This is a genomic window from Phnomibacter ginsenosidimutans (assembly GCF_009740285.1).
Lineage (GTDB): Bacteria > Bacteroidota > Bacteroidia > Chitinophagales > Chitinophagaceae > Phnomibacter > Phnomibacter ginsenosidimutans.
On sequence record NZ_CP046566.1, the window covers coordinates 683,146 to 709,069 of the forward strand.

General features: G+C 46.5%; 22 protein-coding genes. 11 read left to right on the top strand and 11 right to left on the bottom strand.

Going from position 1 to position 25,924, the window contains the following annotated elements:
- Window position 1: 1 nt before the first annotated feature.
- Window positions 2-265 (top strand): DUF2490 domain-containing protein, encoded by a 264-nt coding sequence (locus GLV81_RS21030; protein WP_281350765.1) that lies wholly within the window; start codon window positions 2-4, stop codon window positions 263-265.
- 237 nt (window positions 266-502) lie between these two features.
- On the opposite strand, the gene GLV81_RS02970 is transcribed toward GLV81_RS21030, so the two are convergent.
- Together GLV81_RS02970 and GLV81_RS02975 are read right to left on the bottom strand one after the other, a co-directional pair.
- Window positions 503-760, bottom strand: coding sequence for a DUF6814 family protein (locus GLV81_RS02970; protein WP_157476727.1), 258 nt, complete (start codon window positions 758-760; stop codon window positions 503-505).
- A 23-nt stretch (window positions 761-783) separates the two neighbouring features.
- A complete protein-coding gene (locus tag GLV81_RS02975) occupies window positions 784-2,313 on the bottom strand; it encodes an MFS transporter (protein ID WP_157476729.1) in 1,530 nt (509 codons plus the stop codon).
- Window positions 2,314-2,677: 364 nt separating this feature from the next.
- Between GLV81_RS02975 and GLV81_RS19840 the strand changes: the two genes are divergently transcribed.
- Together GLV81_RS19840 and acs are read left to right on the top strand one after the other, a co-directional pair.
- Entirely contained in the window at window positions 2,678-2,989 is a 312-nt protein-coding gene (locus tag GLV81_RS19840; protein WP_246186205.1) for an acetyl-coenzyme A synthetase N-terminal domain-containing protein, read from the top strand.
- 4 nt (window positions 2,990-2,993) lie between these two features.
- Window positions 2,994-4,643: an acetate--CoA ligase gene (gene acs / locus GLV81_RS02980; protein ID WP_343030579.1), complete on the top strand. Its 1,650-nt coding sequence runs from the start codon at window positions 2,994-2,996 to the stop codon at window positions 4,641-4,643.
- A gap of 53 nt (window positions 4,644-4,696) precedes the next feature.
- Here the strand turns inward: acs and GLV81_RS02985 are convergent, their stop codons facing one another.
- The 5 genes from GLV81_RS02985 to GLV81_RS03005 form a co-directional block, all read right to left on the bottom strand.
- Entirely contained in the window at window positions 4,697-5,752 is a 1,056-nt protein-coding gene (locus tag GLV81_RS02985) for an alkane 1-monooxygenase (protein ID WP_157476731.1), read from the bottom strand.
- 136 nt (window positions 5,753-5,888) lie between these two features.
- Complete coding sequence (locus GLV81_RS02990; RefSeq protein ID WP_157476734.1) at window positions 5,889-9,686, bottom strand: T9SS type A sorting domain-containing protein; 3,798 nt, start codon at window positions 9,684-9,686, stop codon at window positions 5,889-5,891.
- 62 nt (window positions 9,687-9,748) lie between these two features.
- A complete protein-coding gene (locus GLV81_RS02995; RefSeq protein ID WP_157476736.1) occupies window positions 9,749-10,249 on the bottom strand; it encodes a hypothetical protein in 501 nt (166 codons plus the stop codon).
- Window positions 10,250-10,964: 715 nt separating this feature from the next.
- Window positions 10,965-12,542, bottom strand: coding sequence for a F0F1 ATP synthase subunit alpha (gene atpA / locus GLV81_RS03000; protein ID WP_157476738.1), 1,578 nt, complete (start codon window positions 12,540-12,542; stop codon window positions 10,965-10,967).
- 176 nt (window positions 12,543-12,718) lie between these two features.
- Entirely contained in the window at window positions 12,719-13,306 is a 588-nt protein-coding gene (locus GLV81_RS03005; RefSeq protein ID WP_157476740.1) for a hypothetical protein, read from the bottom strand.
- 359 nt (window positions 13,307-13,665) lie between these two features.
- Between GLV81_RS03005 and GLV81_RS03010 the strand changes: the two genes are divergently transcribed.
- The 5 genes from GLV81_RS03010 (at window position 13,666) to GLV81_RS03030 (ending at window position 17,102) form a co-directional block, all read left to right on the top strand.
- Entirely contained in the window at window positions 13,666-14,358 is a 693-nt protein-coding gene (locus GLV81_RS03010; protein WP_197428885.1) for a DUF2589 domain-containing protein, read from the top strand.
- An 85-nt stretch (window positions 14,359-14,443) separates the two neighbouring features.
- The gene (locus GLV81_RS03015) at window positions 14,444-15,211 is read left to right on the top strand and encodes a hypothetical protein (RefSeq protein WP_157476742.1); all 768 of its coding nucleotides are present in this window, start codon (window positions 14,444-14,446) and stop codon (window positions 15,209-15,211) included.
- Entirely contained in the window at window positions 15,208-15,792 is a 585-nt protein-coding gene (locus GLV81_RS03020; protein ID WP_157476744.1) for a hypothetical protein, read from the top strand. Before GLV81_RS03015 ends, GLV81_RS03020 begins: the two co-directional genes overlap by 4 nt.
- A 37-nt stretch (window positions 15,793-15,829) precedes the next feature.
- Window positions 15,830-16,741, top strand: coding sequence for a C1 family peptidase (locus tag GLV81_RS03025; RefSeq protein WP_157476746.1), 912 nt, complete (start codon window positions 15,830-15,832; stop codon window positions 16,739-16,741).
- Between the two features lie 82 nt (window positions 16,742-16,823).
- Complete coding sequence (locus GLV81_RS03030) at window positions 16,824-17,102, top strand: protease inhibitor I42 family protein (RefSeq protein WP_157476748.1); 279 nt, start codon at window positions 16,824-16,826, stop codon at window positions 17,100-17,102.
- A gap of 2 nt (window positions 17,103-17,104) precedes the next feature.
- Here GLV81_RS03030 and GLV81_RS03035 read toward each other — a convergent pair whose 3' ends face one another.
- Together GLV81_RS03035 and GLV81_RS03040 are read right to left on the bottom strand one after the other, a co-directional pair.
- Window positions 17,105-18,232: a PepSY-associated TM helix domain-containing protein gene (locus tag GLV81_RS03035; RefSeq protein ID WP_157476750.1), complete on the bottom strand. Its 1,128-nt coding sequence runs from the start codon at window positions 18,230-18,232 to the stop codon at window positions 17,105-17,107.
- Window positions 18,233-18,361: 129 nt separating this feature from the next.
- Window positions 18,362-20,731: a TonB-dependent receptor gene (locus tag GLV81_RS03040; protein ID WP_157476752.1), complete on the bottom strand. Its 2,370-nt coding sequence runs from the start codon at window positions 20,729-20,731 to the stop codon at window positions 18,362-18,364.
- Between GLV81_RS03040 and GLV81_RS03045 the strand changes: the two genes are divergently transcribed.
- The 3 genes from GLV81_RS03045 (at window position 20,707) to GLV81_RS03055 (ending at window position 23,434) form a co-directional block, all read left to right on the top strand.
- A complete protein-coding gene (locus GLV81_RS03045; protein ID WP_157476754.1) occupies window positions 20,707-21,123 on the top strand; it encodes a hypothetical protein in 417 nt (138 codons plus the stop codon). The two genes, GLV81_RS03040 and GLV81_RS03045, sit on opposite strands and share 25 nt — an antisense overlap.
- A gap of 17 nt (window positions 21,124-21,140) precedes the next feature.
- The gene (locus tag GLV81_RS03050; RefSeq protein WP_157476756.1) at window positions 21,141-22,022 is read left to right on the top strand and encodes a carboxypeptidase-like regulatory domain-containing protein; all 882 of its coding nucleotides are present in this window, start codon (window positions 21,141-21,143) and stop codon (window positions 22,020-22,022) included.
- Window positions 22,023-22,120: 98 nt separating this feature from the next.
- A complete protein-coding gene (locus tag GLV81_RS03055) occupies window positions 22,121-23,434 on the top strand; it encodes a WG repeat-containing protein (RefSeq protein ID WP_157476758.1) in 1,314 nt (437 codons plus the stop codon).
- 76 nt (window positions 23,435-23,510) lie between these two features.
- On the opposite strand, the gene GLV81_RS19845 is transcribed toward GLV81_RS03055, so the two are convergent.
- Both GLV81_RS19845 and GLV81_RS03060 read right to left on the bottom strand, forming a co-directional pair.
- Complete coding sequence (locus tag GLV81_RS19845; RefSeq protein ID WP_246186207.1) at window positions 23,511-23,693, bottom strand: hypothetical protein; 183 nt, start codon at window positions 23,691-23,693, stop codon at window positions 23,511-23,513.
- A complete protein-coding gene (locus GLV81_RS03060; protein WP_246186208.1) occupies window positions 23,641-25,887 on the bottom strand; it encodes a 3-hydroxyacyl-CoA dehydrogenase/enoyl-CoA hydratase family protein in 2,247 nt (748 codons plus the stop codon). The genes GLV81_RS19845 and GLV81_RS03060 overlap by 53 nt, the downstream gene beginning before the upstream one ends.
- Between the last annotated feature and the right edge of the window lie 37 nt (window positions 25,888-25,924).

Here is a 25,924-nt window from a genome sequence, read left to right on the forward strand (position 1 = left end):
AGTGCCGTTGCACAAACAATCGGGAGCTTTCAGCAAAGGTTTTTTTGCAGCTTTACAAAATGAAGTGTTCATCAATACGACACATCGCAGTCATGTGAATGGTCGTTGGTTTGATCAAAACCGGTTGTATATGGCCGTGGGCTACAGGCTTAGTAAAAGAGCCGATTTGGAAACGGGTTATCTCAATCAATACCTGAAGGCTGCGGGCAACAATGCCAACACGGTGAATCATATTTGGCAATTGGCGCTGTATACGAGGTTATAGAGAATAATGGAGTAACGAGGGAGTCACAGGCCGGGAGGCCTGCGACAGAGTAACAGCGCCATCCTGCATCAGGATGGCGCTGGTGTAATTGCTGAATAAAGATTGATGGCTGAAGGGCTGCGGTGCCTGCAGGGCCACGCCACAAGCGTGGGCCCGGAGTGCAACGAAGGGCCGAACGCAGTGAGCCCGAAAGGGACCGAACGACTGCAGATTGATGCAGTTGGATGAGAGCCCCAGTTAATCTTCTATAAAATGGGCATGCTCGGGATTGTCATCAATCAATTCGTATTCACCCTGCCAGGCATACAGGCCAAACAGGAACAAGCCACCCACCACAATGGGCAGCAAAATAAAAATGATGATGATGCCGAAAACCAGATCGTCTTGTTTGCCACTGTTGAGCTTGGGCCAGCCCAGTACCGTGATGCCGAAATACAACACCGCAAGTGCCAAAGCTATCCAAACCAGTCCGAGTATTTTTTTGATGCGATTCATCGTACATGTATTTGTGTAGTGAATTAATCGTTGATTTCTTTGTCTTTGGGGTTGAGGTACAGCACACCAATGATGAGACACACCAGTGCTACGCCAATAGGATACCACAAGCCTTGCAGGTACCACTGAGGATGATTGTTGGCTTTGGCAGTAGTAGCCAGATAAGTGGCCACTGCTGGTAGCAAGCCGCCAAACACACCATTGCCAATGTGGTAAGGCAGGCTCATAGAAGTGTAACGGATTTTGGTAGGAAACATTTCGACAAGGAATGCTGCAATGGGGCCATACACCATGGTAACGAACAACACTTGCACAAACACCCAAAAAATAAGCGTCCATTTATCGCTGCTATTGATATGAATGCTGGTGCTGATATCTTGTTTGTTTTTGCCGGCTTCTACAATGGGCAAGCCGTTTTGCAGCGGCAGCTTCTTTTCTACTACTGCTACAGTACCATCGGTATAAGTGGTGCTGGTGCTGTAGATGCTATCCTGTTGATTGTTGGTATGAGTAACGACGCTGGCAGTTGTGCTACTGGTTTGTACCGTTTTGTGTTGCAGGTTGGTGGTTTGATACATGCTTTCGTAAATAAACCAATAGCTGCAAATGGCAATGAGCATGCCGCCCATCATGATCCACTTACGGCCGAGTTTATCGCTGAGCCAACCAAACACGAGGAAGAACGGTGTGCCCAGCATAAGGGCAATAAACATGAGGCTGTCCACCTGGTCTTTGGCGATGTTCATGGTTTTTTCGAGAAAGCTCATGGCATAAAACTGACCGGTGTACCAGATAACGCCCTGCCCCATGACTGCCCCAAACAATGCCAGCAATACAAACTTGAAATTGTACTTGTTGCCAAAGCTTTCTTTGAGTGGATTGGTGGAAGTTTTACCGCTGGCTTTGGCCTTGGCGAAGATGGGCGACTCTTCCATGTTTTTGCGGATGAGGTAACTTACCAACACCATGAGGATGGAAACCCAAAACGGTACCCGCCAACCCCAGTCGTTGAACTGCTCTTTAGTAAGCGCAGCTCTTGTGCCCATGATAACGAGCAATGACACAAACAGGCCAACAGTAGCAGTGGTTTGTATCCAGCTCGTCATAAATCCACGCTGGTTGGCTGGTGAGTGCTCGGCTACATACGTAGCTGCGCCGCCATACTCGCCGCCCAGAGCAAGGCCTTGTAACAAACGCAATACCAAAATGAGCAATGGTGCCATAAAGCCAATGGTTTCGTAGCCGGGCACACAACCAATTAAAAATGTAGCGCCGCCCATGAGCATAAGCGTTACCATGAAGGTGTACTTGCGTCCAATTAAATCGCCAAGGCGGCCAAAGAACAAGGCGCCAAAAGGTCGCACCACAAAGCCAGCGGCAAAAGTGGCCAGTGTACTCAGGAATGCCGCAGTTGGATTGCCCTGCGGAAAAAACTTGGTAGAAATAATGGAAGCCAGACTTCCGAAAATGTAGAAATCGTACCACTCAATCATGGTGCCTACAGAGCTGGCACCAATGATGGTGAAGAGCGAACTTTTTTTAGCGCTACTCATGGGTTGCAAAGCGTTGGTTGATGGCTGTGCACTGCAGCATGGCAAGCATGTGCAACAGCATGGATGATGGATTGCCTGATTCGTTGAGCTCGTAATATAAATCGGTAAAATGGTACGCTGCCAAAAAAATATCCTCGGTACAGAGCAGGATGCTGCCTCCTGTTTTTTTTAGTAAAGCTGTTGCTGATGTTGATTTTGCAGCGGTGTGTTACAAAGCTTTGCAGCATGTATCAATAAATTTTCTTAGCAACGCAAATAGAAAATTGGTGCTTTTTTTGACTTGCTGTTTGGTCATAAATCTTTTTCTTTAACCAGTGATGTATTGCATCATCGATTGTATTACCAAGATTGAAAAAGTGTTGCCATGTCAGTTCCCTATCAGATCAGAAGTATGAACCAGTACCGGATGGCGTATGATTACAGCGTTACCAATCCGGAAGATTTTTGGGCAGGAATAGCCGAGCATTTTGTTTGGAAAAAGAAGTGGGACAAAGTGTTGGAATGGAATTTTAAAGAGCCCAGCATTGAGTGGTTCAAAGGAGGCAAACTCAACATTACAGAAAACTGTCTCGACCGCCACCTGAACAGCATGGGCGATAAGCCTGCATTGATTTGGGAGCCTAACGATCCTGGAAGATCACCATCGAATACTAACATACAAAGAGCTATACAATAAAGTTGTGCAGTTTGCCAATGTGCTCAAGAATAACGGTGTGAAAAAGGGTGACCGTGTATGCATTTACATGGGCATGATTCCTGAGCTGGCCATTGCTGTATTGGCCTGTGCCCGCATTGGTGCCATTCACTCTGTCATTTTTGGTGGCTTTAGTGCCCGCAGCATTGCCGATCGCATCCAGGATGCCGAAGCATCCTGTGTGATCACCTGTGATGGTGCTTATCGGGGCAATAAAGTAGTGCCATTGAAGAGCACTATCGATGATGCCATGATTGGTTGCCCTTCAGTAAAACGCATCATTGTATGTACGCATACCCGCACACCGGTGAGCATGATTAAAGGCCGCGATGTGTGGTGGGAAGACGAAATTAAAAAAGTAGAAACACAAGGCAATCCTGATTGTCCTGCGGAAGAAATGGATGCGGAAGACACGCTGTTTATTTTGTACACCAGTGGTAGCACGGGTAAACCCAAAGGTGTGGTGCATACCTGCGCCGGCTACATGGTTTGGGCCAATTATACTTTCCTGAATGTGTTTCAATACAAGCGTGGTCAGGTGCATTTTTGTACGGCAGATATTGGTTGGATTACAGGACACACGTATATCTTATACGGCCCATTGAGTGCCGGTGGTACTACGCTCATGTTTGAAGGTATTCCTACATGGCCCGATGCAGGAAGATTCTGGGACATCGTTCAAAAATTTGGAGTCGATATTTTGTATACGGCACCTACTGCCATTCGCAGCCTCATGGGTTTTGGCGAAGGACCATTGCATGGAAAAAAGTTAGATTCATTGAAAGTATTGGGCACTGTGGGTGAGCCCATCAATACCGAAGCGTGGCATTGGTATGATGAAAATGTGGGACAAGGACGCTGCCCCATTGTTGATACCTGGTGGCAAACAGAAACCGGCGGTGCCATGATCAGCAATCTGGCTGGCGTTACGCCTGCAAAACCCACTTATGCCTCTTTGCCATTGCCTGGCATTCAGCCAGTGTTGGTTGATGAAAATGGCAATGCCATACCAAACAGCGACGCAGCAATAGATGGTGTTTTTCTGGAAAAACCTGAAGGCGATGGATTAAAAGCGTCTGGCAATTTGTGTGTGAAGTTTCCATGGCCGGGCATGCTCCGCACTACCTATGGCGATCATGAACGTTGCCGGCAGACCTATTTTTCTACCTACGACAATATGTATTTCACCGGCGATGGTTGCTTGCGGGATGAACAAGGCATGTATCGCATCACGGGTCGTGTGGATGATGTGCTCAATGTGAGTGGTCACCGTATTGGCACGGCAGAAGTAGAAAATGCCATCAACATGCATGCGGGTGTAGTGGAAAGTGCTGTAGTGGGTTATCCGCACGACATTAAAGGACAAGGCATTTATGCGTATGTCATTTATCAGGGTTTTCATGAAGATGAAAACCTGACTCGTCAGGATATTTTGCAAACCGTTACCCGCATCATTGGTCCCATTGCCAAGCCGGATAAAATTCAGTTTGTAAGTGGCTTGCCCAAAACAAGAAGCGGTAAAATCATGCGGCGTATTCTGCGGAAAATTGCTGAAGGTGATTTTACAAATGTGGGAGATACCAGCACCTTGCTTGACCCTGCCGTGGTGGAAGAAATACGTGACGGCAAATTGTAAATTCCTTTTGTTGTAAAGCAGCGGCGTTGTTTCAAAAAAGCAGCGCCGCTTTTTTATGCCGTTACATCAATTTGGTAGCGTTGCATTTGCTTGTCCATTACTACAAACCATACCGGAGGCACCAATGCCAGCAACATACTGCCGGGGTATCCGGTGGGTAGTTGTGGGGCATCGTCGTGGTGGCGGAGTAGCTGGTATTTTCTGCTGGCCAGATAATGATGATCGCTGTGGCGGCTGAGTTCAAAAAGCAGAATGCGTCCTACCACATGATTGCTGTTCCAGCTATGCCAGGGCATGGCCCGTTCATATTTACCCGGAGTGCTTTCTTTTCTTGCCAGCCCATAGTGTTCAATGTAGTTGACTGTTTCGAGCAGTAAAATGCCCAAGGTTGCAGCCGCCAAAAAATACAAGAGTACAGTGCCGCTAAAAAAGAATCCAATCATCAGCAAAAAGATAACGCTCAGCAATTGCAGCTGCAGCATTTCATTTCTCAGGTGAAATGTCGGTGTATTGTTTTTGTGTTGCTCTGCGTTGGCAATTTTCCATGCGCCGCTGTACACACCGGCAATGCTTCGAAACCAAAAGCGATACACCGACATACGATAAGGAGCACTGCTGGGATCACCGGGGGTACTCACATGTTTGTGGTGCCCTTTGTTGTGCTCAATAAAAAAGTGTGTATACAAAGAAGTTAAGAGTAAGGCCTTGGCCAGCCACTGTTCATAGGACTTACTCCGATGCCCCAATTCGTGGCCAACGTTGATGCCAAAAGTGCCGCACATCAATCCCATGGAAGCAATCCGGCCCAACTGTTCCCACCACAAAAGAGTAGGATTATCTATCTCTTTTAAAAAAATGAACAGGGTAAAATATTGCAATGGAACGACAGCATACAGCAACACATCATACAATGAATCTGCTTTGGCGATGGCTTCTTCAGCAGCATCCATGTTGCTGCTATCGGGGGGAAAAATAAGTTCGAGTAAAGGAAGAAAGACAAATGAAATAATGACGGGTAAAAATACCAGCCAGCCTTGTGTTTGCATGGCTATTAGCGCAGCAAAAAACAACAGCAGGGGCAATGCATATTTGAGGGCTTTCCACCGCATAGCAAGCATCGTTTGAAATGATGTGATGAATGTACTGGATAAACAGGCTCATCCTCATTCTTGTGCATGAAAAAGGCCGCCCAATCGACATTGGACGGCCTCGTTGCTCTAGGGTTGTTTCAGGTCAGGGTTTATATCAATGTTGTACAATAATCTTTCCGAGTTGAACATTGTTGCCGGCAAACACTTGAACGGTGTAAGTACCAACTGGCATTCTTTCCAAACCACCTACGTTGATGCTGATGTTACCAGCAGGCTGAGTGGTTTTTTGTTGTGCTACAACCTGGCCAGCCATGTTGATTACCCGTACACTTACGTCTTGTGCTTTAGGGTTGTTGAAGCGAACCTGCAAATCGCTGCTTACTACGGTTGGGGTAAGTTGCAAGCCGGTGATAGCAGCCAGTTTCAGACTTACGATGTTGCTGTAAGAAACGGTTCCGTTTTTACGAACCAACTTCACACGGTAGAAAGCATCGTTGGCCATGTAGCCATGCAGGTCGTCGATGTAGTTGTAGGCATTACCATTGGCAGGTACCACAGCTACTTGCTTAAATCCGTTGGCAGTGTTGCTTCTTTCCAGTACATAGAAGGCAGCTTCAGCACCGTCGATGATTGTCCAGCGGAGGTTACCCTTGCTGCTACCATAGCTACCAGTCAGTTCCAAACCATTGATAGGCAGAATAGCAGTGAAAGAGTACTGAGCAGGCTCTGTGCTGGTAGCACCGGCAGCATCTACAGCGCTGTAGGTAAATGAACCGCTGTAAGCACCCATTCCACTTTCAAAGAATACATACAGTTTTGAATTGTCGTAGTTAGGAATATCTACAAAAATGTTGTCTTCAGGATCTGCGCTGGCATCAAGAATATCAGCAGCATCAGGACCATTACCGTTGGCATCGTAGGCTACTTTAATTACCATGCTGCCAGAGGTTGTTGGGTTGGCCAACAGGCGGAATGTTTTGCTCATGCCAGTTTCAATCACACCGTCTTCTGCATCCAAACCAGACAGCATTTGATCGGCGTTGTCCAGCTGCCAGAAAGTACCAGTAGGACGCATAGGCAGGTTGGTAAATACCTGGTTGCTCACAGGGCGAGATTGCATCGCAACATCCATGTCAGTTTCCGGAGTATAAGGAGAAGAAACGGTTACATTTTCAAATACACCTACGGCGTTGAATTTGCCAGCACCTGCACCGCCATCGCTGGGGTTGGTGATGTAATATTCGCTACCGGTAGTTGGCGCTGCACCCATAGCACCTGTAGGCGCTACGCTGTAGTTGCTGCCTACAGAAGGCGCTGCATCTGCACGTACAATGGCAATGGTGTAAATAGGATCAACTACGTTGCCATTATCATTTACAGGGTTAGCAGGAACGCTAATGCTGTAAGTACCATTAGATGCGAAAGAAGCAGACTGCATTACCTTACCAGCATCAGGTCCATTGGCCGCAACAGCAATTACTTTGTAAGTGCCCTGTGCAGGTTTAGCTTCAGTGCCATCCATTGTGCGGTTACCGTTGGCGTCAATCCAAATTTTACCACTGAAAGTTTGTGAAGCTGCACATGGTGTAATAGTGAACTGAATGTAACAACCTTGCTCAGCAGGAGGAATAGCATAGTAAGTGCTGGTACCACTTGTAGCTGGGAAAGGATTGCTACTGTTGTATTCAATACTGCTTGGTGTAACAGGATATGAATTGTAAAAACGTGTACCGGCAGGGAACTCAGCGCTGATAGCTGATACTGCAATGCTTGGTCCGCTTACAGGGCAAATGGGGAAGTTGCGTACTGATGGAGTAGCAGTGCAATGAGTATTGTTATAGGCAGTCACATCAAAATTGATAATCAATGGATTGGTGATAGGCTCACCAGCACAAGAACCATTTTGAGTAAAGCCTTGTACCAATGGCTGGCTATTGAAGCTAGTGCCAGAAGTAGCACCAGTACCAGAACTTGTTCCGGCAACAGTGATTGTTTGGGCACAATTGGTATTCTTCAGAATCACACAGTTTTCAGTACCCTTAAACTTGAAGCTGAGTTCAGCCAACAAGGTAGAAGCATCTGCAGGCAAAGGCACTGTACCAAAGTCATATACTACTGAACCAGTTGAACCTAACAATGGATCGAAATAAGCATTGTTTGGCGTAGGAGCAGGAGTAAAGTGAATGGCTGTGGTAATGCTACCAGGAACAAATGTGGTGTTGTAAGGAATCGGAATTACCAACTTATAGTTGTTGATGGCTTCTGTACCCAGATTGCGCATTTCCACTTTGTATTCTACTTCTTCGCCTGGCTTCACACTGAGTGTACCGTTGGTAGGTACTACACCATTGATTTTGCTAACAGTCAACAGGTTTTGCACTTCAGGAATGTAAGCATCAACAGACAGTGCCATGTTGAAGATGATATACGTATCCTGCGTAGAACCATAGCGGAACATGGTTTCTGTAGCATTGTTTGGAATCACTTCGTTGTTGGTATTGCTGATGTTGAACATAGCAATATCAACACCGGTGTTGTTCAACACATTTGTGTTGCGGCTGTTGCCACCAGTCTGAATGCTAGAGTTAAAAAAGTTGTCGGCGCTGTTGCCATCGTGAGACAATGAAACAAAAGTATTGTCGCTGGCACGGCGAATCTGGAAGTAGTCACCAGTAATACCACGGTCACCTTCACCAGCCATCATACCAACTTTTACGTTTACAGGACCAGTTTGTACTGCTTTAAAACCGCTGATGGGCAGATCATAGTTGGCAACAGTATTGCCGGCTACATAAGCGTAACCATCAAATACGGTTACATCTCTCCACTTCATCTTAGAGTTTTCGTATACAACAATAATGCCCCAGCCACCATAATAACCAGTGCTACCGCCATCGCCTTCCAGCAATGCCATGTCAGCAACAGTGTAGTTGCCAAGGCCATTGGCTTTTACGTAGTCGGTAATTTCAGCATAAGCGGCATACATGCTGCCTTCAGATGTGGTAGGAAAATAAATGTCAGAAGGTGAAGCTGTAATAGTAGTGTATGCGCTGGCAGCAGGGCCTTTCAGTTGCACTTGCTGCTTATTGAAAGTTTTGCTGATGGTAGAAGTACCTTGTGCAGTACCTGAAACATTCACTACGGCATCAGAGCCATTTTGTGTATCGTCAGTTGCACCAGTGCTGTTAGGATAAGCCGGACGAATAAGGCTATTTACAACAAGCGTAATACCACCAGTAGCGCTGTACACCTGATAAGGAGTGGTAAAAGTTGCAGTGCTAAAACCACCATTGGTAGCAATAGTTGCGGCTACGTTAGTAGTGTTACCATTCACAGTAACTGTAATAGGGTTGCTGGCGTTGTTAGTGAAATCGAATGTTACTGTATTACCATTACCTGTAAACGTGTAACGAGGATAGCGGTTCCCGCTACCACCCTGGCGAGAAACACTCATGGTGTACGCAGTGTACTGAATAGCTTCATTGTGATTTACTGTTTGCGTATTGTTTACAGCAACAGGCGTGTTTACAGTCTTGTTTGCGGTAAACGTTGCATCAGCACCTGCACGACCAGTCCAGTACAAGCCTGCAAACAAAATGTTTGAGCAAGAAGGGATGGCACCATTCTCAGTAGAGAACGCCAGGTTTGCAGATGAAGAGTTGAACGTAGAAGCATCGCCATCGATATCTACATACACCATATTGTTGTTACCGTTACCTGTATTGTCGCCGTAGGTAGACAATGTCAGGTTGGTATTACCAATCATGGTAAAATCACCTTTGATGTTGTAGATTTTGCGGTTTGGGCTTACGGCTGCAGAGCGTTGAGCAAATTGCTTCACAACTTGAGCAGTCGTCGTATCAGCGGCAATCAGCGCTACTGCGGTAAGAACAATAGCAAAAGTTGCTGTACGGCTGCGCAGGCGCAACCATTGTGCGTAAAGATGTTTCATCTTTAAGGGTTTAGCGTTTAGGTTATATCGGATCAAGAATAGGGGCGTGGTAGGGTAGTTGCTTACGATGGCTGTTGAACATCGAACAACACGGTGATACCTGTAAGGGTGGCAGGAATCAATTTTTTTATATCAGCAGCTGTGCAAGGCACTTGGCTTTTGAAGTAGATGTACTTCACATTACTCAGGTTATCGAGCATGGCCTGCGTTACAATAGCGGCTTGTAAATCTTTTTTGCTGTCAATGGCAATTTCCAGTACCTGCACTTTAGCAGGGCGGTCAGCCATAGTAGCCAGTTGGCTTAATGATGTGGCATCGGTACTCAGTACAACTGCAGGAGTGTTTCCTGAAACCGCTTTTTGATTCTTTTGGAAAACGATAGTAGGCTGTACATCAAACAACAGACTTTCAACCGATGATTTGGATGTGCTACCAGCGCCCATTACCTGAGCACCACTTTGTACCTTTTGGGCAGCCAAGAAATCTTTTACAGTAAACACTTGTTGAGCGTATGTGGCACCTACAGACAGGCAAACCACCGCCAGGGTGAAAAGCGTTTTCATTGTTTAAGTTTAGGGTTTGGAATCAATGGCAGACAATAGGGTGAGTCTGCCATTGATGTCCGTTTGGTTTGTTTAAAGGTTGTTCAGGTTTAGGTCTTAGTTCAAGGTTCGGGTTGGGTCGTTCAAGGGTTTCAGGTTCAAATCGGATCAAGTGTCCTTAATTATTTTGGTACAAAACTCTTCCAAGGCAACCTGCATGGGTTAATTGCAGTTACCCCGAATTCGTCTGGTATTTTTTTAGTAAGGGGTGGTTGTTTTTTGTAACCTGTCAGCTTTTTTCAAGGGGGTTAATCTTGTAGTACAGCTTTCATTTCACAAATCTGAACCTTTCAGGAAGCAGAGGTTTAGGGTTTCAACTCTGATATCCTTTTGTAAAGGTAATATGGCAAATCAATTTTGCAACATTGATTTTTGTCAAATTTGATTTTTGTCAAATTTTATTTCACCGGAAAATATTAAATGCTTGAAAATGAACTAGTTGCAAAATCGATGTTGAAAAATTATTTTCAAAAAAAGTTCTGACAAAGATGTTGAAACGCTTAAAAAAGGCCTTTTGGGGATAATTCGGGGTCCGAAATTTTGTAGAACAACCTTGATTTTTGGTCCTAAAACTTACTACATCACGCTGTCGTTTGTAGAACCCTTACTACAGATTTTGTCATAAAAAAAGCCCCGGAGAATGCTCCGGAGCTTTTTATTGTAAATAGGATTATGCTTATTTATACTGAGCAGCCAAACCCTTGGCGAGTTCGGTCATTTGCTTCAGGCTATCGTCGTTCAGATTGCCTTTTTTGAATTCAGCCAGTACGTTGGGCAGTTTGTTCTCCATTTCCATCATAAAGTGCTCTTCAAAGGCCTTTACATTCTTAACCGCTACATCGCGGAGCAGGCCTTGTGTACCGAGGTAAATGATAGCTACCTGCTTTTCTACACTCATAGGAGAGTATTGCAGCTGCTTCAGGATTTCCACGTTACGGGCACCTTTGTCGAGTACCAGCTTTGTAGCAGCGTCCAGGTCACCACCAAACTTAGAGAAGGCTTCCATTTCGCGGTAAAGGGCCTGATCCAGTTTCAGGGTACCGGCTACTTTCTTCATCGACTTGATCTGGGCGTTACCACCTACGCGGCTTACAGAGATACCTACGTTAATGGCCGGGCGGATACCAGCGTTGAACAGGTTACCTTCCAGGAAGATCTGACCGTCGGTGATAGAGATTACGTTGGTAGGAATGTAGGCAGATACGTCGCCAGCCTGTGTTTCAATGATAGGCAGGGCAGTCAGACTACCGCCACCTTTCACCAAATGCTTGATGCTTTCGGGCAGGTCGTTCATGTTTTTGGCTACTTCATCTTTACCAATCACCTTGGCGGCACGCTCCAGCAAACGGCTGTGGAGGTAGAATACGTCACCAGGGTAGGCTTCACGACCGGGAGGACGACGGAGCAGCAGTGACACTTCACGGTAGGCCACAGCTTGCTTACTCAGGTCATCATAGATAATCAGGGCAGGACGTCCGGTGTCGCGGAAGAACTCACCGATGGCAGCACCGGCAAAAGGAGCGTAGAACTGCTGAGGAGCAGGGTCAGACGCAGAAGCCGCAACAATAGTAGTATAGGCCATGGCACCATTGTCTTCCAGAGTCTTCATTACACCAGCAATGGTAGACGCCTTTTGGCCGATGGCTACATATATACAATATACAGGTACACCAGCTTCGAAGAATTCCTTCTGGTTGATGATAGTGTCGATAGCAATGGCAGTTTTACCAGTCTGGCGGTCGCCAATGATCAATTCACGCTGGCCACGACCAATAGGAATCATGGCATCGATAGCCTTGATACCAGTTTGGAGCGGTTCTTTTACCGGCTCACGGAAGATTACACCGGGAGCTTTGCGTTCCAACGGCATTTCGTACAGTTCGCCAGCAATCGGGCCTTTGCCGTCAATAGGCTGACCGAGGGTGTTGATTACACGACCCAGCAAACCTTCACCTACTTTAATAGAGGCAATCTGACCGGTACGGCGGGCTTTGTCGCCTTCCTTAATTTCAGCGCTGTCGCCCATCAGTACCACACCTACGTTGTCTTCTTCGAGGTTGAGGGCGATGGCTTTTACGCCATTTTCAAATTCAACGAGTTCGCCACTCTTTACGTTGTTGAGGCCGTAAATGCGGGCAATACCGTCACCCACCTGAAGCACAGTACCTACTTCTTCCAGGTTGGCTGCGGCGTCAAAGTTGCTGAGCTGCTGGCGCAGAATCGCCGAAATCTCATCTGGCTTAATGTCCACCATAGTTTTTTATTGAATAGTGTAAAGAATTCAAGATTTCAGGGTTTACCCCTAAATTTTCAGGCCGCAAAAGTAAGGCACTATCCCTCAGTTAGCAAAAGCATTTTTGGAAATGACCGGCCCGATATTTTTCCTTTTCATTATGTAAGCACCAAACCACGCTGTCAGGCCAGTTGCGGCTACCCATTTCCCCAAATGAGCCAAGTCAGCATGGCCGCTACTATTATGGTAAATACCCAGCCCGGGTGAATGCGGGGCCGGCTGATAAAGTAATAAGGTACCATGCTGAGGCCCAATGCAATAACCCACCAACCCATTTGGCCGTTATTGCCCAAAGCCCGGTTGTAGCCCGCATCATCTATAATATAGGTATTGGTTTTCGAGAGTAAACTGATTTGCACCCTTCCGCCGCCTCCCCGGTTGGCAAAGTGGCCTGCATTTACATCGTCGAGCCAAACTGTAATCTTATCGCCAGTTTGCAGGCTGCGTATCAGGCTATCTGCGCCAATGGCTTTCAGCGCAAAATTTTCAACAACTAAAAGTTTACTGTTTTCTTCAACTGGTATCAATACCAGATTTTTCTGGACAGATGAATCCATGCCCGGTTGATAAGGTTTACTTTTTACCGTGGCCTCTACTTTGGTTAACTTGTTTGCATCCAGCTGTTTTTTTCCAACAAGCAACCAACTACCTAACAGCAGCAACATGCCTACAGCTACTTTTCCCATGGTGCTGTTGAGTCCCTGCAGTATTAATCCTTCCATCATGTTACTACGGGAATTGGTATGCCGCCGAAAAGGTTGGTTCATGTGCATGCTAAAGAATTATCTGCTGGTAAATGTAAGCCCGGAAATTACATGCCGGGCCATGGCGATGCAGCAATGATTGTTCATGATCAATTACTTCGGCTTTTACTGATGCAATTCAGTACAACTACGCTTTGACACAGCATTAGCAGCTAATACTTTTACATCCACCAGCAATAGCTGCATACCCTGATTGTTAACTTGATGATTGTCAAAAAACGATGAACAGCATGCCTGTACCCCTTTCAGCGTATTGACAATGCCATGCACACACAGTACCTTCTACACATCATTTCTTCACTCCATAAAAACAAACAAACATGGCTACCAGTAAAAAAGCAGCTGCACCAGCCCGCAGCCAAACCGCTACTAAGGCCGTTGCCACACGTAAGGCTTCTACCGAGCCGGTAGACGTTGCTGCCAAAGCAATCCGATCTGTTGCTGCATTAAGTGGCAATCCCCGTCCGCTGGGGGCACCCAGCACCAACCTCACCAGTGAGCTCAACAACATCAACTTCCACAAGATGATTGGTGGCCCGCTGCAAGCCGCTATTGAAGCACAAACTGCTTCGGCAATGGCTACCATCAACTTTATCAATGCCGTAGGTTTTACAGAAGTCGACGGTAAAAAAGAATTGGTGATGGTCGACTTTTCGCATACCAAAAAAGATGTGGATGCGGAAGGCAAAGAAGTAAAAACCGATTCTTTTATCAGGGTGCCCTTGCTGGCTATGCTGCCCATCCCCTCTATCCGAATCGAAACGGTAGACATTAACTTCAACGTAAAGCTGAACTCCGTTGAAACGTCCAACACCAGCGACAAACTGAATGTAGCTGCCGAAGTAAAAGGCGGTTTTGGTCCGGTGAGCTTCAAAGTTTCTGCCTCTTACCAGCGCCAAAGCAGCACTGGTGTAAAGGTGGAAAAAGAATACAGCCTGAATGTGAAAGTAAAAGCCACTCAGGATGAAATGCCCGCAGGTTTGGAGAAAATCCTGAACATGCTGGCCAGCTAATCTTCCCAACGCATTTTCCATACAACATGCTACAGCGCCATGCCGGCTTGCCCGGTATGGGCTGTGGTTGTATCACTCTATTGTTATGATTACCGTAGCACAATACCTCTCTTTTATTTTCAGCGAAATCACCCGGGCCCGTGTGATAGCCGACACCGAATCGGTACGCATTGCCGGCGAGTATGCTAAAGATCCGGTGATGAAACATTTCTCTGTACCAAGGTTTAAAATACCAGAACTGGAACTCAATATTCCCATGGTGATAGCGGGTGCACAGTACAACAACATTTACACGTTTACCTGGCAGTACGAAGAATTTGAAAAATTCATGCTCGGTTATGTCGATCGTTTTGGCCGGCAGTTTGCCAAACCCTTTCCCAACGATGCCAGAGAAATGATGCCAGTGCGTCAGTTGATAAAAGAAGCGTATACAGACCTGAGTGAAATGCCCAATCTGCAAGACCTCAATCAACTGGTGATTGAAAAGAAGGAAGATGCAGTGCAACACATCGACAGGATTGTAAAAACACTCATGGGTATTTATGCAAATGTAGAGCGGGTAAAACCCAATCCGAATCCGTTGATTGTAACACGGTTCATTCGCATTCAAACCATGGAAGATTTGATAGCCGAATGGAAAAAAATGATACAGCAAACGCTGGGCGAAAACATCCGCCTCACAGATAGTGTACTGAAGAATCTGCTCATAAGTCCGGAAACACAAATAGTGAAAACAGAAGGCACAGATATATCCATTTTACAAATCAGGGCAAAGATTACCGAGGAAGGCATTTTCGTAAATAGTGTAACAAACGCAGAAGGCGAAGAAACCAAAGTAGTAGATTTCGAATGATACCTGTACTGCAATACCACAAACTGGAGCTGCTCGATAAGCTGATGCTCGATGGCAGAAAAGTGTTTGCTTCTTACGAGATGCGGGACTATTATTTTGATGATCAGCTGAAGCAATGGTTGCAAGGATGCGACCAATTTTTCGAGCAACACAATGGTCCGGTGGAAAGATCAAAAATGAAATCCTTGTACACCGATTTTGCCACATTGCTTCGGGGCACCGATCCTTACAGCTTTGAAAAAATAGAACGCAACAAACGTGCCCAGGAACTAACCATTGGCTACCGCATAGCAAGGGAAGCTTTGCAGGTGCTCATGGATTATTATCAGCTGGTATACAACCGACTGGAAGAATCGAAAAACCTGATAGGGCAAATGGTTTTGGCCATGCTGCAAGCCGGCTTAATTACCACCAACGACATACAGAAAATGACCACGCAAAAGCATAGCGAAACGCTTTGGCAAAAAATGGCAAAAGACAACCAGCTGCTATTGGTGCAGCAAAAAGTACTGCTGCAAACCAGCAAGTATGATGCCATCATTTTGCTGGGCTTGGTGCTCACAGCTTTGCGCCATAAATAATGCTACACTTTTTTTCTACACCCCCAAAAATCACATTATGGAAACATCGAACTATGGCATGGGCTGGTTGCCCGATTTGCCCGACTTCCGCGATTACACCGCCGACAGTACTGTAGTGCCCGCCAAACTGCTGGCTGTGGGCCGCACCGAAACTGTAAAAGCCATGCTGGCTTCGGCCAACATTAAAGGTAGCAAGCCAGCAAAGGCACCAACAACTGCAGACCTTCGGGGTTGGTGCTCACCTATTGAAGACCAAGGTTCTATTGGCAGCTGCACGGCTCATGCTGGTGTGGGTATGATTGAGTATTTCGAGAACCGTGCCTTTGGCCGCCACCTCGATGCCTCAAGATTGTTTTTGTACAAAGTAACCCGCAACATGCTCGGCTGGACCGGCGACACAGGTGCCTTTCTGCGCACCACCATGGGTGCCATGGCTTTGTTTGGCACGCCGCCAGAATCTTACTGGCCCTATGTCATCAGCAAGTACGATCAGGAACCCAGTGCCTTTTTGTATGCTTACGGGCAAAGTTTTCAGGCCATTCAGTTTTACCGCCTCGATCCGCCGGGTACAGCCCGCCCCGATATTTTGACCAGCCTGAAAACACATTTGGCTGCAGGCTTACCTGCCATGTTTGGCTTTACCTGCTACAGCTCTTTGTATAGCGAAAGCGGTCGCAAGGGTATGATACCTTTCCCCAGTGCAACAGAAAAAACTGCTGGTGGTCATGCGGTAATGGCAGTTGGTTTTGATGACAACAAAACCATCACCAACCCCAACGATAAAAAGAAAACCAAAGGCGCCATCCTCATCCGTAATAGCTGGGGAACTGGTTGGGGCGAAGCGGGCTACGGCTGGCTGCCGTACGAATATATTTTGCGTGGCCTGGCCGACGACTTTTGGTGCCTCATCAAGAAAGAATACATCAATACCGGACAGTTCGGTATCTAAGGAATCGCCATCTTTGATTTAGTACATACAGCAGGTTTCGGTGTTGCTACTGCACCGTCCTGCTGTTCTTTTATTTTTACATATGCGTATCACATTGCACATTGGAGAAAGCAAAACCATTTTGCTGCAAAAGGAAGCTGTGGGCGGCTACAACTGGCAATTGCAGAATCCTGATGAAGAAAGTTTGCAAATCAGCACTTCAATATTGCCGGCCAAATCCAAAGTGATAGGGGCAGGTGCTGTACTCGAAGTAAAAATTACAGCTACCAAAAAAGGAACATTCCTGCTGTTGGCAACCTACTGCCGCAGTTGGGAAAAGCAAGCGGCTAAAGTGCAGCAATACGAAGTCGTTGTATTGTAGGATTATGATGAGGCTGATGTTTTCACAGCTTTCTTTTTTCGCCGTCCCCACCAAATGATAAAGCCGGTTATGGGTAAGCTAGCTGCCAGCAGGCTGGCCAGAAATGCCATGATTTTACCCGGTAGCCCGAGTACTGCACCAACATGAATATCATAATTCATGCGAACAATTTTGTCGGCAAGTTTTGCAGTTGCAAATTTTCCTGCATAGCTGCCTGTTGCTTCCAATTCTTTCCCACTGTACTGATCATAATGGTAAAAATCGCTGTTGTAATAAGTGCCCGGTTGATGATTAACAACAACCTCCAGCGGGTCTTCTTTTGTATGCGCAAAATACACCGCCATGCTTTCATGAGCTTTTACCTGTGGCAGATGCTGCTGCCATAAATAATCCGCCATAGATGCATGCTGCAATGGTTGAGTGCTATCGGAGTGCGGATGTTCATGTGGGGCCATCTGTTCGCCGCCACTGCTCACGAAATAAATACTTTTTGCCACCCATTCAAATCCGAATGCCAGGCCACTGATAGCAATAAAGATGGCCACCCAGGTCATGTAAAATCCGAGCACATTGTGCAGGTCGTAGTTCACCCTTCGCCACTTGGCATTCCATTTTATACTGAAGCGTTGTTTAAGACCTACTTTGCTTTTGGGCCACCACAGAATGAGGCCGCTAATCATAAGTATTACAAACATTAGTGTAGCAGTGGCTACAATGGGTTGGCCAATATGTGGTGGCAGCCACAGATAAAAGTGTCCATCAATGACGATGCGAAAGAAATCTTTCTTCATGTTTTTGTGCTGCAGCACTTCGCCAGTGTAGGGGTTGAGAAAGAGTAATTCATAATGTAACGAATCGTAGTAAGGGGCAATGGCTGCCTTGTCTTTTCCGGGATATTCAATGCCCAATGCCATGCCGGAAGTGAGGTGTTTGTTGGCAATGGTTTTGAGTTGAGACGGTGGCAAAAACGAACGGTTTTCAGGAATAACTTTTCTAAAGTCTTCGGTCCAGTTTCGGATTTCTACTTCAAAAGCAAGTATGCAACCAGTGAGGCCGAGAAAAACAACAATAAGCCCGGAACTTAAACCGAACCACAAGTGAATGTTGCGAATAATTTTTTTAAAACGCATGTGGGCAAGATGAAATTAGAAGAGCGATAAAAAGTATTGATACGGACCAGGTGCAGAAAGAAAACATGCATGCCTTGTATGTGAAGGCATCCATGTTTTCTTTAGTAAAGTTGCGAATGTGATGTGCTCTTAGAAGCGGTAGTTTACACTGAAACGTGCATTGATGCCGGCTTCGGCCTGCCAATAAAAATAATCGGCGTAAGGCCCGCCAGAATAGAGGTATTCATCCAGCAGATTGTTCACAAACAAATTGAATCCCATTTTTCCTTTCTGATACGATAAACCTGCATCCAAACGGAAGTAATCGGGCAAACTATTGTTGCTGCCATCAAACACAAACCACGGCGAACGTTTTGCCTGATATTGATAGCCCAACGAAATGCCCACGCCTGCCAATGCGCCTGTTTCAACACGATAATTGAGCCATGTGTTTTGTATGTGGCGACTGCTGCCTGCTACTTGTGTCCCAATGTTTTCAGGTTTGCTGTCTTCTGTTACTTTGGCTTCGGTAAAAGCATAATTTACTACAACATCAAGACCACGAAACAGCTGTCCTTTAATGTCAACTTCCAAACCTTTGGTGGTTTGCTCTCCCGTTTGCCGATTGAAATAACCGCCGGCTGGATTGGGGTGTTCGAGGTCGGCAGTGAGAACATTTTTTCTGGTGATTTGATACACGGCTACAGTGCTGTTCCATTTCCCATTGAGCCAGTCTTTTTTAATACCCAGCTCCATGTTGTTACCCACAATGGGGTCAAATGATTTTCCCTGCCAGTCTGCACCAAAGTTTTCCATGAATGATTGGTCATTCAACGCATACAAAGCTGTGTTTTTATCCAGTGAAATACTTACACCTACACGTGGTGTGAAACGGGTGCTGTTGTAATCGCCGCTGTATGCATTGCCGGTGGTAAGCGATGTGAAACGACCAGCCAATGTAAGGCGTACCATGTTGTTGAAGAAACTCAATTCATCTTGCACATACATGCCTTTGTAACCATTGTAATACCGAACGCCACGTTCACGAATGTTTTTGCTTCGATCAAAAACAGGAGCGGTAGCCGTGCCATATACAGGTGCATAAATATTGAACACAGTGCCCAATGCTGCACCCTGATTCCAATCATGGTAATAGTCTTTATTGCTCAGGTCAATACCGGCTAAAATTTTGTGGCCAACACTGCCTGTTTGAACTTCTCCATTCAGGTATGCCTGTCCCATTTTGCTGATGCCTTCAATATCCCAAATGCTCATGCCGCGTTGCATCAGGCTGTCGTTGCCGGCCTGAAAGCCCCATGGCCACAGCGATGCACCACGCTGCTGATAATTGAAGTAGGCAGCTTGTGCAGTAAACTTCCAACGGTCATTGAATTTGTGTTCAAAAATGGCCAGCACACTTTTGTCATTCATTTTGGTTGGTGCCAGCCTGGCTTCTGCTGTTGTAAAATCACGGGGCAAATCAGCATATCCTTTTTTAGAAAACAGGTAGTTGGAGCCAATCACGTTTACTTCAGCAAATTGATGCGTGTACTCCAGTGTTACACTTGTTTTTTCATCAATCAAATATTTCAATACTGGTACAATGGAATAACGGTTGTTGAAATCATAATCGCGGTGAGCTCCTTTGAGCTGCCCCATGATGTTGAGGCGGTACAACAGTTTGCCGTCTTTGCTGAGTTTGCCATCTAGATCGGCAGATGTTCTGTAAAAATCAAAACTGCCGAGGCTCATACTTACTTCACCCTTGCTGCGTCCGCTTGGTTTTTTAGTTACCACATTGTAAAAGCCTGCGGGGTCGCCATTGCTAAGCATAAAGCCTGCCGGACCTTTTACAAATTCAATACGTTCTACCATGCTCATGTCTTCGGTAAGCGGCCCCCATGTGGTGCTTACATTCATGCCGTTTCTAAAGGCGGCCACACTACTACCACGCATGGTTATGTTGGCGTAGTTGTCCCAGTGTTCCCTACGGGTAGCGCCGCTTACATTGCGGGTCACGCCTTCCAGCATATCGAAAATTTGTTGGTTGTAAATGAGTTTGGAAGTAACTACCTGAATGTTTTGCGGCAGCTGTTGAATGGGCGTTTGCAAACGCAGTGAACTGCTGATGCGGTTTGTTTTAAACATGGATTTATTGCCCAGCACCACTACTTCATTCAGTTCCCTGTCTTTCAGTGTCAAAGAAAAACTCACATTGCTCGTTTGGCCAGCGGTTACTGTTACTGTTTGGCTCACATCCTGATGACCAATGAGGGTGATGAATAAGGTATAGGTTCCTGCATTTAACCCGTTCAATTCAAAATGGCCATTGTTGTCGGCCACTGCACTACGATCGGTTGGCTGTATGCTGATGGTTACGCCTTCTGCAGGATGATTGTCTGCAGTAGTAATAGTACCAGATATATTTCCGGTGGCTTGCTGCGCCTGGCTAGTGATACTGTGTGCTACCAGTATGCTGCACAATAAAAGAATGAATGAAAATTGTTGTAGATGCTTCATGTGTTGCTGCAATTAATAAGGTGATGTACAGGCAATACTTTACCATGCCGATGCTGCCTTATTTTTTTCAGCAGCTCAACTTGCAAGCATTGCCCTTTAATTTTTGTGAAACGGGTGCAAACGTATTCAGCCATGGCAGTACTGCATTGCCGTATCGGGAAATGCGATTACGGAATGAGGAAATCGACTTTTTACAGGGAACATGTGATGGTCAGAAAAAAATGAAAGTGTTTTCCAACCCTGCGGTTGCGCTTTCCCTCTATAAAAAGAAAACACATGCAGCAATCATTGTTTATGGTACACATACCCAAGCCCTGCCACGAAAACTGGCAGCACATGACCCCCGCAGAAAAAGGTCGCTTTTGTGGCCAGTGTCAAAAAACGGTGATTGATTTTACCACAATGACTGATGATGAAGTGCTTGACACATTGCAAGCTTGCTACAGGCAATACCTGTGGCCGTTTTTTGGCACTACAATTAGACCGGCCGTTGCAACCCACTCACTTACAACGGAAATGGCTACGGGTAAAGTGGTTTTGGGCAGCTCTCATTTCCGGCGCATTGTTTGCCAACAGGGCGACTGCACAAAAAGCAACCTATGGGGATACGGTGGTAGTGACAGCTCCAAAATCCAACGCTGAAGTGGTGACAATGGGCAAGCTAAAGATGCCAGATACTCTACCTGTCATTATCCAGGGGCAGGTAACAGATGAAAGCGGCATGCCCATGGCAGGCGTAACGGTGCAAGTAACAGGCACTTCACAGGGCACCACTACCAATGGCTTGGGTATGTATGAGTTGCGGTTGAAAGATCCCGGCCAATCGGTACAACTTCAATACTCATTCGTTGGATACATGCCCATGCAACATCAACTACAATTGGCGCCATTGAAGTCTTACCATATTTACCAACATCATGCACAGTTTACCAAGGCAGTGATGGCTCTTTCTGGCGAAGTGGTGATTGTACGCAAGAAGAAAAAATCAAAGCCTGCAGCATCAATGAAACCAACTGTGGAGAAAACCACAACGAAAGAATTGCTGCAGGTCTTTCCCAATCCGGCAAAGGCAGGCCAGCCCATTTTCATTACACAAGTAAAAGCCGGCACCTACTCACTTCAATTGTATAGCAACGATGGACGACCAGTGGCCACCGCCTGCATTCTACAAGCAAAAGGTGCTGCCAACCTGAGCTGGACATTGCCCGCACCACTCAGCGCTGGTTTGTACACGCTGCTACTGACAAATGAAAACCAGCAGGCACAAACGGTAAAGGTATTGGTGCAGTAATTGTATCACAGCTCTTTTGTTAAGGGTGTGTAAGGATTGTAGATCAGGCTTGCATCTTGGCAGATTGGGTATTATCTTATCCGCCAAACCCTTGTAATATGCGTTATCTCTTCTTCATCCTCTGCTGTATTATTTGTTGTTTGTTTTCTATTGGCTTCGTATCAGCACAACCTTTACTCACTGTGCAGCAGCTGGAGCAAACAAATTTCACTACACATAAAGGAGGCATTGTTTCGCCACAAGCATTGTATGTTGATGCTGACGTGTTTGAAAGTGTATTCAATCTGGGCGCTGTGGTACTGCGCAAAGGCAACAGCTATGCTTTGATGAATGCAAGCGGCGAAATTTTGGTGCCTTACAACAAATACAAAACGCTGAGCAGTACTGGTGTTTTCAATATCAATAATGAACTCATTCACAATGGTTGGTTCAATTACAGTACGCCAGATGGCTTTGGCTTTGTAGATGCCACTGGCAAAGTAGTGATTCATGATCCTTATGCGGCTTTTCAGTTGTCGGCAGATAAGCGGCATTTGGTGTCGCTTACGCAAAAGCCATACAACATCATTGCAATGGATGGAAAAAAGTATCAGCCAGGCTTTTATCCGAATGCTATTGGTGAAGGCTTCTTTTTTAGTAACGAGCCGGCAGGTAGCAAAGCAGCCTACAGGAAATTGAATGGCAGTATCCTGGTGCAAGATCAATTCAACAGTCCAGGCCATCCTTTCAAAGACAAGCTGGCATTGGTGCAAAAAAGAAATGAGTTTAATGAACTCAAATATGGCTTTGTTGATGCCACTGGCAAACTGGCAATTCCTTTTATGTACAGCGCTATGCCTTCCTATTTTCAAAATGGAAGAGCAAGAGTACAACCCGCTAACATTGCAGATTTCGTATCGGCCATCATCAACAAGCAAGGTGCTGTATTGCTGAAGCAAACCAAGCAAACCATACAGCAAATGGGGGAGTTTAAATTCTTTGCCAACGGACTTAGTGTAAGCAACAATGCTGCTGCCATTATGGATACCAGCATGGCCACCATATCCATGCAACAGTTATTGCAAAAGGCAGGCATCACACAGCCGGTATCATTTCATGCTGTTGACCTTACCTGGCGGGAAGAAAAGCATCCCATCCTCATCTATTCGTATGCTGGAAGAGCAGGGTTGAACAGCATTAATCCCAATGCCCGCAACTACGGTTACATATTGCTGCGAGATGGCATAGTAGTGCCACCGGTGTTTCACATCGATGGCACCAAAAACTTGTTGGAATTTGATCCGGTGAGTGGGTTGGCCCGGGCCAAAATGTTTACAGGCAAAAATCCCAATGGTCAGCCCATCGTGATGGATGGATTCATTGATTTGAAGGGTACGTTCACTGTTTTACTAAAAGAGAAAAGTGCCTGGTAGTTAGCCATATTGATTCATGAAAAAAGCGATCAGAACATTTGTGCTGATCGCTTTTTTGATTGGGGTAAAATACCGGTTAATTCCTCACCGGCTTTCCTCCCTTCAATACACTCTGTATGCGTTCCAGTGTTTTCTTTTCACCCGTGAGGCTCAGGAAGGCTTCCCGCTCAATGTCGAGCAGGTATTGTTCGCTTACCAATGCTGCTTCACTCAGGTCGCCGCCGCACATCACGTAGGCCAGCTTCTTCGCAATCTTCACATCGTGTTCTGTAATGTAGTTGCCCAGCTGCATGCCATTGAGGCCGGCCAGCATGGCACCCAATGCTCCACGGCCCAGCACTTTTACATCGGTACGCTGTACGGGCTTGCACATAACCTTCGTTGTACATTTCCAACACGCTGCGTTTAGCATCGGCCACCCGGCGGTTGATGTTCATGCTCACTTCATCAATACCCTTGCGTAAGATGCCGAGTTCGTAGCCTTCGTACGCACTGGTGGCCACTTTGGCCATGCCAATGGTAAAAAAGCGACGCTTCAATGCTTCCATCTCTATTTCGCCATCAAAGTATTCGTCGCCGGCACGCAGCGCAAATTCTTTGGTACCGCCGCCACCGGGTATCAGGCCCACGCCCAGTTCTACCAGGCCAATATAAGTTTCGGCAGCAGCCTGTATTTTATCGGCATGCAGGCTAAACTCGCAGCCGCCGCCCAGCGCCATGCCATGCGGCGCTACCACCACGGGCACACTGCTGTAGCGCAGCCGCATGCTGGTGTTCTGGAACATGCGAACGGCCATGTCCAGCTCATCATATTCCTGATCAATAGCATACATAAAAATGAGGCCCACATTGGCACCGAGGCTGAAGTTGGCGCCTTCGTTGGCTATCACCAGTCCCTTGTATTTTTCTTCGGCAATGGCCACACTTTTTTGAATGCCCGCCAGTACATCGCCGCCAATGGTATTCATCTTGGTGCTCCAGCTCAGGCCCAGCACATCATCACCCATGTCTACGAGGGTGCAGGCACTGTTTTTCCAAACGGTCTTTTCTTTCAGGTCAGAAAGAATAATAAAGTTATCGCCACCTGGCAGCAGCTTGTAGGTTTTGCTGGCTACATCGTAACAAAGTCGTTTGCCATTTTCTACTTTGTAAAAAGTTTTGTTGCCGGCAGCAATGAATTCTTCCACCCAAGCCGCCACGCTGAAACCAGCGGCTTTCATGGCGTCGGTGGTTTTGGCTACGCCCAACAAATCCCAGGTTTCAAAGGCGCCAATTTCCCAGCCAAAGCCCGCCATCATGGCGTCGTCTACGCGGTACAGTTCATCGCTTATTTCGGGTATGCGGTGGCTGATGTAGCTAAACAAATGGTGGTGGAAGGCACGGTAGAATTCACCTGCTTTGTCAGGGGCAGCTACCAGCATTTTGATACGTTGCCTCAGGTCGTCAATTTGCTTGCCGGCTTCTATACTCGCAAACTTTGGTTTCACTTTCGCACCGTATTCAAGCGTTTGCAGGTTCAGCGTCAGTATTTCTTTTTTACCGCCGCTCTTGTCCATTTTAAAGAAGCCGCCCTTGGTTTTGTCGCCCAGCATATTGGCCGCTACCATTTTTTCCAGCCACGCAGGGATGGTAAAAATGTCTTTGGCTTCATCATTGGGGCAGTTGGCGGCTACGCCCTGCGCCACTTTTACCAGCGTATCTATACCCACCACATCGGCTGTGCGGAAAGTGGCACTCTTGGGTCGGCCAATGGCAGGGCCAGTGAGAGCATCAATTTCATCGGTAGTTAATCCTTGCTGCTCCATCACCCGCATAATGGCCATCATGCTGAACACACCAATGCGGTTGGCAATAAAGGCCGGTGTGTCTTTACACAGCACGGTGGTTTTACCCAGGTACAAATCGCCGTAGTGCATCAAAAAATCCACGATGGCGGGGTCGGTATCGGGCGTGGGAATAATCTCCAGCAACCGCAGGTAGCGGGGCGGGTTGAAGAAGTGCGTACCGCAGAAATGTTGGCGGAAATCTTCGCTTCTTCCCTGGCTCAGCATGTGAATGGGAATGCCCGATGTATTGCTGGTAATCAGCGTTCCGGGCTTGCGGTATTTTTCTACCTGTTCGTAAATGAGTTGTTTGATGTCGAGGCGCTCCACCACCACTTCAATCACCCAGTCGCACTGGGCAATGTCCTTCATGTTGTCGGTAAAGTTGCCGGTGGTTATTTTTTTAGCTACGCTTTTGGTAAACACCGGGCTGGGGTTGCTTTTCAGCGCAGCGGCCAGCGCATCGTTTACCAATTTATTGCGTTCGGCGGGCTTTGTACTTTCGGTAGCTTCTTTGGGTACCATGTCCAGCAGCAGTACCGGCAGGCCGATACCTGCAAAATGACACGCAATGCGGCTACCCATAACGCCGCTACCCAACACAGCCACTTTTTTAATGGAGCGATTCATATAGCAAAACAGTTTTTAAGCAAGATGATGACGAAGT

Coding starts and splice junctions, on each gene's coding strand:
- GLV81_RS02970 (WP_157476727.1), bottom strand. CDS start 760: ATGAATCGCATCAAAAAAATACTCGGACTGGTTTGGATAGCTTTGGCA.
- GLV81_RS02975 (WP_157476729.1), bottom strand. CDS start 2,313: ATGAGTAGCGCTAAAAAAAGTTCGCTCTTCACCATCATTGGTGCCAGC.
- GLV81_RS19840 (WP_246186205.1), top strand. CDS start 2,678: ATGTCAGTTCCCTATCAGATCAGAAGTATGAACCAGTACCGGATGGCG.
- GLV81_RS02985 (WP_157476731.1), bottom strand. CDS start 5,752: ATGCGGTGGAAAGCCCTCAAATATGCATTGCCCCTGCTGTTGTTTTTT.
- GLV81_RS02990 (WP_157476734.1), bottom strand. CDS start 9,686: ATGAAACATCTTTACGCACAATGGTTGCGCCTGCGCAGCCGTACAGCA.
- GLV81_RS02995 (WP_157476736.1), bottom strand. CDS start 10,249: ATGAAAACGCTTTTCACCCTGGCGGTGGTTTGCCTGTCTGTAGGTGCC.
- atpA (WP_157476738.1), bottom strand. CDS start 12,542: ATGGTGGACATTAAGCCAGATGAGATTTCGGCGATTCTGCGCCAGCAG.
- GLV81_RS03005 (WP_157476740.1), bottom strand. CDS start 13,306: ATGATGGAAGGATTAATACTGCAGGGACTCAACAGCACCATGGGAAAA.
- GLV81_RS03010 (WP_197428885.1), top strand. CDS start 13,666: ATGGCTACCAGTAAAAAAGCAGCTGCACCAGCCCGCAGCCAAACCGCT.
- GLV81_RS03015 (WP_157476742.1), top strand. CDS start 14,444: ATGATTACCGTAGCACAATACCTCTCTTTTATTTTCAGCGAAATCACC.
- GLV81_RS03020 (WP_157476744.1), top strand. CDS start 15,208: ATGATACCTGTACTGCAATACCACAAACTGGAGCTGCTCGATAAGCTG.
- GLV81_RS03025 (WP_157476746.1), top strand. CDS start 15,830: ATGGAAACATCGAACTATGGCATGGGCTGGTTGCCCGATTTGCCCGAC.
- GLV81_RS03030 (WP_157476748.1), top strand. CDS start 16,824: ATGCGTATCACATTGCACATTGGAGAAAGCAAAACCATTTTGCTGCAA.
- GLV81_RS03035 (WP_157476750.1), bottom strand. CDS start 18,232: ATGCGTTTTAAAAAAATTATTCGCAACATTCACTTGTGGTTCGGTTTA.
- GLV81_RS03045 (WP_157476754.1), top strand. CDS start 20,707: ATGAAAATTGTTGTAGATGCTTCATGTGTTGCTGCAATTAATAAGGTG.
- GLV81_RS03040 (WP_157476752.1), bottom strand. CDS start 20,731: ATGAAGCATCTACAACAATTTTCATTCATTCTTTTATTGTGCAGCATA.
- GLV81_RS03050 (WP_157476756.1), top strand. CDS start 21,141: ATGATGAAGTGCTTGACACATTGCAAGCTTGCTACAGGCAATACCTGT.
- GLV81_RS03055 (WP_157476758.1), top strand. CDS start 22,121: ATGCGTTATCTCTTCTTCATCCTCTGCTGTATTATTTGTTGTTTGTTT.
- GLV81_RS03060 (WP_246186208.1), bottom strand. CDS start 25,887: ATGAATCGCTCCATTAAAAAAGTGGCTGTGTTGGGTAGCGGCGTTATG.